Consider the following 9,271-nt stretch of genomic DNA (forward strand, 5'->3'; position numbering starts at 1 on the left):
AACTTTAACAGGTAATTTAACTATTTTAATATATACAAAAACAGCAAAACATCCGAAATTTTATGGACCTTATGTTTATCCTAGTGTTCCAGTTGAAATATGAAAATTATTAAGTAATGCTGTTTCTAATGCAGGGACTTTATTTTGGCGTTATTGATTAAGAAAATGATTACCTAGTCATTTAAGAAATTATATTAAAAAACGATTACCGCAAGCATTAAAAGAAAAATACCCAAAAGGAACTACTAAATTAACATTACCAACAGTTCAAAAATTACAACAAATTAAGAAGTTTATTAATAATTTAAAAATTGGACATTTTAATTTTAATTTTGCTGGTGAAATTAATAATAAAAAATGGTATCGTGAACGCCGTAGTGATGTTAAAAATATTAAAAATTTATATAAAACACCAGTTAAAAATATGTTTTACAAAACTAATCAAACTATCAAAAAAATTAAGAAAACAAAAACAAGAGTTAATAATTATAAGCCAAGTAATTTAAAAAATAAATATCGTAATCAATTAAGAGGTGTTTTATATGGAAAATAATTTAAATAATTTGTTATTTATAACAGTTGAAGATGTTAAAGAAAGTAAACTTTGACAACCTATTAATGATAGAAAACAATCTGCTTATAATGATAATTTAATTTATAATGCTATTTTAAAAACTAGTTTATGAATGGATAGATTATCGGGGGGGACAATTTCAGATAAAATAAATAAAAAAGATTTGTTTCCTTGAGTAAAAAAAGATAATACAGGTTTAATTGAATATGATAAATGATTAAGTTATATTCAATCTGCTTGTTTATTAGCAGTTATTAATTGATATTTACCAAAAGGAGTAAATGATTTAACTGGTAGTGCATCATTTTCACAAGGTGGAGTTGCATATTCACAAACTAATGACCCTGAGGCAAATGAAAATATTACTCGTGATGTTAAAAATGCTTTAAAATTAGCTGGTGAAATTATTGATATTATATCTAGTAAAACAGTATCTAGACCTTATAATTATAGTTTAGATAATTATGCTCATCCCTGAGAAGAAGAATATAAACATATTAGTAAAAAAACTTTTTATCCAACATTATTATTTTGATTAAAAGAACGATTACAAACAGATAATTCAATAAATATAACTTATCCCACTATTAATGACTTTTCTAAAATTGATTATAATGAATATATTAAACTTATTGTTCCGTTTGATAATAATACTATTTATGAAGAAAATGGATTATGAAAAGCAAAACAAGACGGCGATATTCCTTCAGATGTTATTAAAGATAGTAATTTAAATAAAACTTATATTGAAAAAGTTGATGGTAAATATATTGTAAAAACATCACAAGATATTAATACAAAACAAGATAAATTAATAAGTGGAACAAATATTAAAACTATTAATGGTAATTCATTATTAGGTAGTGGTGATATATCTATTAGTAATAATGATTGAGAAATAGTTGATACTAGTAATTTTGTATCAAATTCATCAGATACATATAGAATAAAAGATTATGATAGTAATAATTATATTTATAATATAAGTATTTCAGACCAAGAAAATAGTGTTATAAATCTAACTTTTACTACTTTTAAAAATCATCCTATATATGAATTTTTTGTACCAAATATTATTATTATAAGAGAAAACGGTCTTATTAGTGCAAATAATAAATTAACATTTATACATATTGAAAGAAAAATAATAATTTAGAAAGGATTTTTAATTAATGAAACAAGATAAAACAACTTGATTAAAGGGTGCATTACCTTGAAATTGATTTAAAAAAGACCCTATTCCGACTTATAATTGAACTCATAAAGATATTAAAGAATGAGAAAGAAAATATAAAATTCGTAGTTGAGTAGTTAGTTTTTATACATTAATATTTTTAGTATTAAATTGTTGATTAGAATATGGAATGATTAATGGCATTAAAGACCAAATTAATTGATATAATTATGGTCAATATTGAGGTAATAGCATTGCAATATTATTAACACCCTTATTTACACATGGAATTCAGGGTATATTTGTTGCTAGTAGTAAACCCAAAGTAGATATGAAAATTGATATACCAAGATTAAAAATATCTAAAATGGGATTAGTATTTACAATTTTGCCTTTAATTACTTTAATAATTTCTTTAATTATTATTTGAATTGATAAATCAAAATGAAAAAAAGACCATTTAAGACATTGTTTAGATTGTCGTATTAATCCGCGTGTTATTCAACCAAGAGTAGCAAAACAATGAAATAATTTAGATGGCATAACAGAAGAAGTATTTAAAAATATACAAAATAAAAATATTAAAAAACAAAAAGAAAATAATCAAGAATTAAATATAAACAATAATAATTAAATTTTATTAAAATAGACTATATATAGGGGCGGTTGATATTTTTGGGTGGTTATATAGTTTAATTTATAAATTATTTTGTTCTGAAAGGATGGATGGCCACTGTTTTAGTAAGGATAAGAAAGGAATTAAAAAAATGTTAAATGATACACTAATGATTACTTTACTTGTATTAGCGGGTGCTGGTGGAATGGGTAGTCTTGGTATTCTAGGATTATCTGCTAAAAAAATTAAAAAATATAAAGCAGAAATTAGAGAATTAAGAACTGCTGTTATTGCACACGAAAAACATTTACGAGGACCTGATTATGCAACAGAATTAGCATTAAAAACAGGTCAAATTAAAAATGTTAAAAAGCAAGTTAAAGTAAACGACAAAAAACAAGAGCAAAAAGATGCTATTAGAAAACTAACAAATAGTATTTAAAAAAATAACCTTAATTGGTTATTTTTTATTTTTCTTTATTATGTTTTATATAAAAATTAATCAGATATTCTATTCGTTGTGAATAAGTAAAGTCATTAAATTCATTTCAAACTTTTTCTTCATTTTCATTTAAGTAAATATTAACATTACGAATTAATTTAGAATAATATTTTCCTGTTTTTTGATTAAATGAATGTTTCATATAATATTAACCTTTATAATTAGCAATAATAATGGCATCTCTTATATGATGAGATATTTTCTCATTATTATAAAATCAACCTTTACCATATTGATAAGTTAAATTAGTATCTTTATCAAATTCTCATAAACAACTATCATTATATTTACTCAAATTTTCAATATTTTTAACAATTGATTTAGTATGTTTTGGTGATACTCAATTAAATTTAATTTTTAATTCATTTAATTTATTTTCTATTGCACCTAATAATCTTAATAAATCATCTCTATCTTTACTAGCATTAATAGAAGTATATAAACAATCTTCAATATTGAACATATATTCGTCTGGATTAAATAAACTAATAAATTTATATCTCCGAATTTTATTTGCATGATTAATTCAATCTTTATTTGTAAATTCTAATTTTTTAGTTAATTTATTATCTTCATACACAACAATACTCGTAGTACCAGTTCCTGAGGGGTCAATACCTATTTTTATCAAGTTGCTCATTCCTCATCATTGTTAACTGTTGGTACTACATTTGAGATATCTTCTTCTTTAACTACATTATCGTTTGTGTCCGCTATTTCTGTATAAGATGAGGTATTTATATTATTTGATAAGGGTTCATTGCTCATCTGCCCCTGATTTTTGACGACATTACTATCATTATCAATATAAATCTTTTCATCATTAGTTGTAATAACTGCTTGGTCTGATTTATATGCTTGTTGTAATTCAACTGACATAATACCTCATTTTCGTAATAAACTAGTTAATACTGTTTTTAATGCCATTTCATCAAAAGTAGCAATATAAAATGATTTATTTTTAGCATAAGTTTTAGAATATTTCATAAAATGATTTTCCATTTGTTCTTTGGTCATATATAGTGTTTTTTCAAAACCATTAACCATTTTAAAATATGCTACATAACCTATAATTGGTAATTTTTCTCTTTCATCTTCATTTTGTATTCAATTAAAACTAGTACCTTTTAATCGATCATAATTTAATAATTCACCCGTTCTAACATCTGATACTGACATATCTAAATATTGACCGCTTCTTTGTGCTAATTGAATATAACCTTTATATCCCATTTGAAATTGTGCTTGATTAATTCATTCTTGTATTTCACGGCCATTAATAATTCTTGTTATTTTAGTATTATATGGAACGACATAAGCATAACCAAATTGTTTTTCCATAGGTAAGTTTAATAAAACACCTTGATAACAAGCGGTCATAATTGTTTTTGGGTCTGCTTTTTGTAATAATTCATTACTATTTGATATTGCAACTATATTACTTTTAAATCTTGCAATTTCATTTTCATTTGAAAATTTACTTTTAATTCATTCTGTTGCTTTATCTGTTCTTAAAAATTCAACAATATTTGCCATTTTATTTTTCTCCTTTATTAATTTTAAAATTAATACCTTTAATACCAATTAAATTAATATCTTTATTACTATCTCATTGTTCTTTAATTTCATTTTTAACAATTTGTTCATCAACAATTAAATAGTTTTTAATAAGATTAATAAGTTCTAATTTATCAGCTTTTTGTAAAAAATTATCATTAATACCCAATATTTCAATATCTTTAATTAATAATTTTTCTTTACGAAAATTACTAGTAATAATTTTTAATTCTTGTTCTTGTTTTGCTACACTTTTAATTTCTAAAAATTGTTCTTTTTTATGAGTTTCAATAATTTCATTTTGTTTTTGAAATTGAATATTAATTACACTATTTTTTAAAGAATCATGATTACTTTTAATATTATTTTCTAAATTCAAAATATCTTTTCTAATAAAATTTAATTCATCTTTAAAATTTTTTATTAATTCTAATGGTTCTCTAAAAATATAATCAATTTTTGAAACTACTAGTTTTAAATCTTTTAGTGATTGTGATTTATATTCTCCATTTATTAATCAAGCTTGTTGTCGATATATAAATTCTGCTAATTCTTGTCCATTTTCATCAATTCATTTTTTAATTGTTAATGCTTTTAAACTTAATTCTTTAAAATCATTTCCTTTTAAATAAAACGGATAAGTAATATTTTTAACTTCATTATTTAATTTTAATTCTTCCATAATTAAATTTCCTCTAATTCCATTTCTTCAATTAAATTATCAATATATTCATAAGCACTATCTTCTGAATGACATTCTTCAAGTGCCATATTAAATAAATCTTCTTCTGTATAAACATTGTTATATTCATCTTTTCACATATTATTTAACTCCTTTTCTTTGTCATTTAATATTTTTATTTTCTAAATCAATAATAGTTGTTAATCATTCTTGTTGATTTTCAACATCAGCATTAATTTTTGCTTCTTCTAATGTATAAAAGAAGTTTGTTTTGAAATCACCATATTTACTTTTCATTACTAATAGATATCTTTTATTTATAATTTATTTCTCCTAATTCTTTTTAGTATTTAATGCCCAATGTTCATCCGTAATATCATCAAATGATACTATATAACTTCTAAGCATTAATTGATTTAATTTATTAATTATGTATTTATTTAACTTTTTATTTCTCATATATATCCTTCCGTTAAATTAATTTATTAATTATTCTAATTTTCTTTTTTAACTCGCTGGCACTCACTCCCAAGTGAAAGTGCCAAAGCGAGAATTAGTTATATAATATTTATTTATTACGCCATCCGCTTCATTGGGGGTGAGCGGTGGCGATAATATATTTAATATTTGTTTATTATTAAATAATAGACAGTTGTTTTTATAAGATAAAGCCAGAGAATTCTCTCTCTTCATCCGCACCATTTCAGGTCAAAGCGTTCAGTTTTTAAAATAAATTCACTTGCACCTTGAAGAGCCTAATGCTGACTTTGTGGTTTTTAAACCGCTGTCACTTCTAAGAAGTAATATCTATCGCAAATTTATTTTTAAAGTGGCCATCTCAATATTTATTGTCGTTCGATGTTGACCTTGCACTTATCACGACTATCACTTGTTAAAGCGTCTATTATTTCCGGGCTGATTACCGTTGGGCTAGACCGCCTATGTGGAATAAAAGCACTTAGTTATTTAAAATAACCGTCCCACAATGCATTAAGTTGTTTTATAAAATTTAAGTTTTAAAAAACCAGTTTCATAATCAAAGATAATTTTTGAATTTTCTAAGCGTTTATAAAACCGCTTTTGTTTTTTAACTTTTGTGCGATTTAATAAATCTTTATGTTTTTCACAAGTTCATAAAACTTTATTTGATAAAAATTCTTCGGTAATGAATGATATTGCTTTATAGCAATCATTAACATCACATATTTTTTGTTGCTTATTAATTTTCATTACTTACTCCTTTCTTTTATTAAGTTTTTTTATTAGCAAATTAATTAACTGAAACAGAGAAAGGACAACACCTTAAATAAGGGGAGAAAAAACAGGTACACTTTGTAAAGATTTCTAAGATATTTAATAAATGTATAAACAACTTAAAGAGAATATCAAAAAGTTGTAATAAAAAGTTTCTATTTTAAGAATTTAAGATGCTGTCCTTTCTCTGAATCAATTAATAATTATGGGTTTACAAATAAAAAAACCATTTTAGTAAATGGTTTATTATTTTTATTCAATTTCTATCTATTTTCTTAAAACCCTTCTTTTTTACATGCGACCAAATTATTTATTACATTTCCTTAGGAACTACGTTCATAATCTATTTGATTAGACTCTAATTCTTCTACTGCATCAAAAAATTCATCATTATCATCGGTTCTATCATTATCAATCATTTGTTCACTATTTGAATGTGAAGGTGAAGCTGTATTAACTTCAATAAGAATTTCTTTAAATCTATCAGCAAGAGCTTGATTTGAAGCTAAAATATGTGACATCATTTTTAAGATGTCGAAATTATCTAAAACAATTTCAATTTGTCTAAAGTCAGGTTCTAAATACTCATATATATTATCTCTTTTTGCAATCTTCTTCATTTCTTCAAGTTTACGCTTTGCTTCTCTTTCAACTTGTTTGTAATATATTTGAGCATTAATAACAATATCTTGTTGAACATTAATTTTTTTTCTTTCTTCTTTTGTTATTATATTAAGTCATTTATTATAATTAGTTCAATAGTAATGTTTTTTCAATAACCATTTTTTTGCACTATTTCATTTTTCGCTAATTTTATCAGCAGTAAAATTTCATGCTGATTTATTTTTTTTACGCACATTATTAGTTCATACTATTACTTTATATGCTAAATATATTTTTCCTACATTTTCAAACATTTTTCCTAAATAGCCCATAATATTAATATGCCCCTTTCACAACTGAAAAGAATAAAATTGATATTTTATTACTTTTTCATTTTATATTTTTAATTTATGTTTTTTCTACTCTTTATAATATTATTTATACTATATATCATTTAATGTAATTATTTTTTTAAATGAAATAATTTATAATAATTTATTAATAAAAACAGTTAATTAAAGTCATTTATTTTAAGAAATATTAACCATTTCATAAAATCATTTACAATATTAACTTTATCATATTAATTTTAAATTAACAAATTGCTAAGTTAAAAATCTGATTATTTAATTAATCTTAACTACACATTTTGATAAATAAAAAAGACTAAAGCATTAGTCTTATCATTAGTCATAAATTTTAATTTTAAATTTCTTTTGATAATCGTAAATCAAAATTAAACTTCTTATTTATTTTGTATTATGTAAATCTAAACTCCAAATTTATTTCTTGTTATTTTGATAATAACACTCTTCTAAAGAAATGCAACTATTTTTTAAAAAAAATAAATTATTTGTTAAATTATTTGTAAATTTATCTTAATTTTAACACACTGAAAAATAGTTTATTAAATTATTCAAATAAACTTATTTAAAATTCTCTGAAAATATCTCTTTTGCCGTTTTTCAATTTAAACAGGGCCGTAGTTTTTCATTTATAATATCAACTACTAAATTTATTTCTTGTTGCGTAACAGGATTAAAATCTGTTCCTTTACCATATCGTTTTCTAAATTCACGGTTCATTCTTTCAATTAAGGGTTTTTGTTTAGGTGAACCTGGGTCACAATAATAAATATTAGAACCAGTAATCTTTTCCATTTCTTCAAACTTACTAAATTCTCTTCCTATATCTGTTATTATTCCTTTAATTTTTCCAACTAAACCATTAATTCTAACTAATTCTTTAAGTTTTTTTAAAACTTCATTAGCAGTATGTTCTTCTAATTTCATTGCAAAATAATTTTTACTATTTTGTTCAACTAATACTAAACAACTAGATTGATGGTCTTTACCAACTACTGTATCCATTTCAAATCAACCAACATCTGTTTCTTTATTTTCAATATCTCATATTGATTTAAATCTTTCATCTAATTTTCCACGATTATCAGGTCTTTTCTTTGTTCTATTTCTTCTACCACCATTTAATAAATTTTTCTTTAACAAACCCAAAAGACCTAAATAAATTCATTTATAAAATGTTTTAAGGCAGGCAGGAAATTTGATACCAAACTTTATTAAAAATCGCTGAATAATTTCTGCTGGTGAATCACCCAAAATATTAAATCTTAAATTTAAAAATTCTTGTTGTTCTTTTGTAAATGTAGGTATTTTTTTAATACACTTCTGTCGTTTTTTATAATAATCATCATGCGCCTCACTGGCATTATAATCTTCTATATTTGTAAATCTCTTAATTTCTCTTTTAACAGTATTAATATCTCTTTCTGTTTGTCTTGATATTTCAGATAAATTAAGGGTGCCATTTTTCTTTTTACAACTATCAGATAAAAATAAATCCTTAAAAAATATTCGTTCATCATATTTTACATGTGTATAATCTTTCATTACTCTATATTTCCTCCAATTCTTTTTATAAAAAAGTTATACATTAAATTTATAAAAAAGATAAATTTTCACATTTTTTTAAATTAAAATTATTGACAAATATATTATTAATTATATAATTACATTGTAACAAGTTCCAATTTATCTCTATATGCTTGTATACTAAAATAAAAAGTAAAGTAATTTACTTTTTTTTATTTTGATGTAAAATATAAATAATAAAAAAAAGAACTTGTGTAGAGTGCACCCCAAAAAGTAAGTATTAGTAAAAAAGGTTTATAAAATTTTATTTATTATATTCTTTTCTTTGCGGCTTGAATATCATTTATTTCATTTTTTAACATCATTAATATATTCGTCATGCGATAAGTAAATATTGTTATGAATTGTTGCTTTTTT

14 protein-coding genes are annotated in these 9,271 nt (G+C 22.9%); 4 read left to right on the forward strand and 10 right to left on the reverse strand.

Features of this window, described 5'->3' with window-relative positions:
* From D9R21_RS06905 to D9R21_RS02645, 4 genes are all read left to right on the forward strand, one after another.
* A partial coding sequence (locus D9R21_RS06905; protein WP_158613849.1) for a hypothetical protein occupies positions 1–553 on the forward strand: 553 nt, incomplete at its 5' end.
* On the forward strand, positions 543–1,730 hold the full coding sequence (locus D9R21_RS02635; protein WP_126820988.1) for a hypothetical protein: 1,188 nt from the start codon (positions 543–545) through the stop codon (positions 1,728–1,730). The genes D9R21_RS06905 and D9R21_RS02635, both read left to right, overlap by 11 nt.
* A 16-nt stretch (positions 1,731–1,746) precedes the next feature.
* Positions 1,747–2,382: a hypothetical protein gene (locus D9R21_RS02640; RefSeq protein ID WP_126820989.1), complete on the forward strand. Its 636-nt coding sequence runs from the start codon at positions 1,747–1,749 to the stop codon at positions 2,380–2,382.
* A 133-nt stretch (positions 2,383–2,515) separates the two neighbouring features.
* Positions 2,516–2,806, forward strand: a complete 291-nt coding sequence (locus D9R21_RS02645) for a hypothetical protein (RefSeq protein WP_126820990.1) — start codon at positions 2,516–2,518, stop codon at positions 2,804–2,806.
* Between the two features lie 25 nt (positions 2,807–2,831).
* Here D9R21_RS02645 and D9R21_RS06910 read toward each other — a convergent pair whose 3' ends face one another.
* The 10 genes from D9R21_RS06910 to D9R21_RS02675 all read right to left on the reverse strand — a co-directional run bounded on the left by D9R21_RS06910 (position 2,832) and on the right by D9R21_RS02675 (position 8,872).
* On the reverse strand, positions 2,832–3,008 hold the full coding sequence (locus D9R21_RS06910) for a hypothetical protein (protein ID WP_158613850.1): 177 nt from the start codon (positions 3,006–3,008) through the stop codon (positions 2,832–2,834).
* Between the two features lie 6 nt (positions 3,009–3,014).
* Entirely contained in the window at positions 3,015–3,497 is a 483-nt protein-coding gene (locus tag D9R21_RS02650; protein ID WP_126820991.1) for a hypothetical protein, read from the reverse strand.
* Complete coding sequence (locus D9R21_RS02655) at positions 3,491–4,402, reverse strand: recombinase RecT (protein WP_126820992.1); 912 nt, start codon at positions 4,400–4,402, stop codon at positions 3,491–3,493. Before D9R21_RS02655 ends, D9R21_RS02650 begins: the two co-directional genes overlap by 7 nt.
* A 1-nt stretch (position 4,403) precedes the next feature.
* Positions 4,404–5,105 carry a kinetochore Spc7 family protein gene (locus D9R21_RS02660; protein ID WP_126820993.1) on the reverse strand — a complete coding sequence of 234 codons (702 nt, stop codon included), beginning with the start codon at positions 5,103–5,105 and terminating at the stop codon, positions 4,404–4,406.
* Between the two features lie 2 nt (positions 5,106–5,107).
* Positions 5,108–5,245, reverse strand: coding sequence for a hypothetical protein (locus D9R21_RS06915; RefSeq protein WP_158613851.1), 138 nt, complete (start codon positions 5,243–5,245; stop codon positions 5,108–5,110).
* A gap of 1 nt (position 5,246) precedes the next feature.
* On the reverse strand, positions 5,247–5,402 hold the full coding sequence (locus D9R21_RS06920; protein ID WP_158613852.1) for a hypothetical protein: 156 nt from the start codon (positions 5,400–5,402) through the stop codon (positions 5,247–5,249).
* A 36-nt stretch (positions 5,403–5,438) separates the two neighbouring features.
* Positions 5,439–5,564, reverse strand: a complete 126-nt coding sequence (locus D9R21_RS08505) for a hypothetical protein (RefSeq protein WP_255416604.1) — start codon at positions 5,562–5,564, stop codon at positions 5,439–5,441.
* 531 nt (positions 5,565–6,095) lie between these two features.
* Positions 6,096–6,335, reverse strand: coding sequence for a hypothetical protein (locus D9R21_RS02665; RefSeq protein ID WP_126820994.1), 240 nt, complete (start codon positions 6,333–6,335; stop codon positions 6,096–6,098).
* 347 nt (positions 6,336–6,682) lie between these two features.
* Positions 6,683–7,294 (reverse strand): hypothetical protein, encoded by a 612-nt coding sequence (locus D9R21_RS02670; RefSeq protein WP_241568695.1) that lies wholly within the window; start codon positions 7,292–7,294, stop codon positions 6,683–6,685.
* 594 nt (positions 7,295–7,888) lie between these two features.
* On the reverse strand, positions 7,889–8,872 hold the full coding sequence (locus tag D9R21_RS02675; protein ID WP_126820995.1) for an IS30 family transposase: 984 nt from the start codon (positions 8,870–8,872) through the stop codon (positions 7,889–7,891).
* Between the last annotated feature and the right edge of the window lie 399 nt (positions 8,873–9,271).

The organism is Spiroplasma endosymbiont of Megaselia nigra, assembly GCF_003987485.1.
Classification (GTDB): Bacteria; Bacillota_I; Bacilli_A; order Mycoplasmatales; family Mycoplasmataceae; genus Spiroplasma.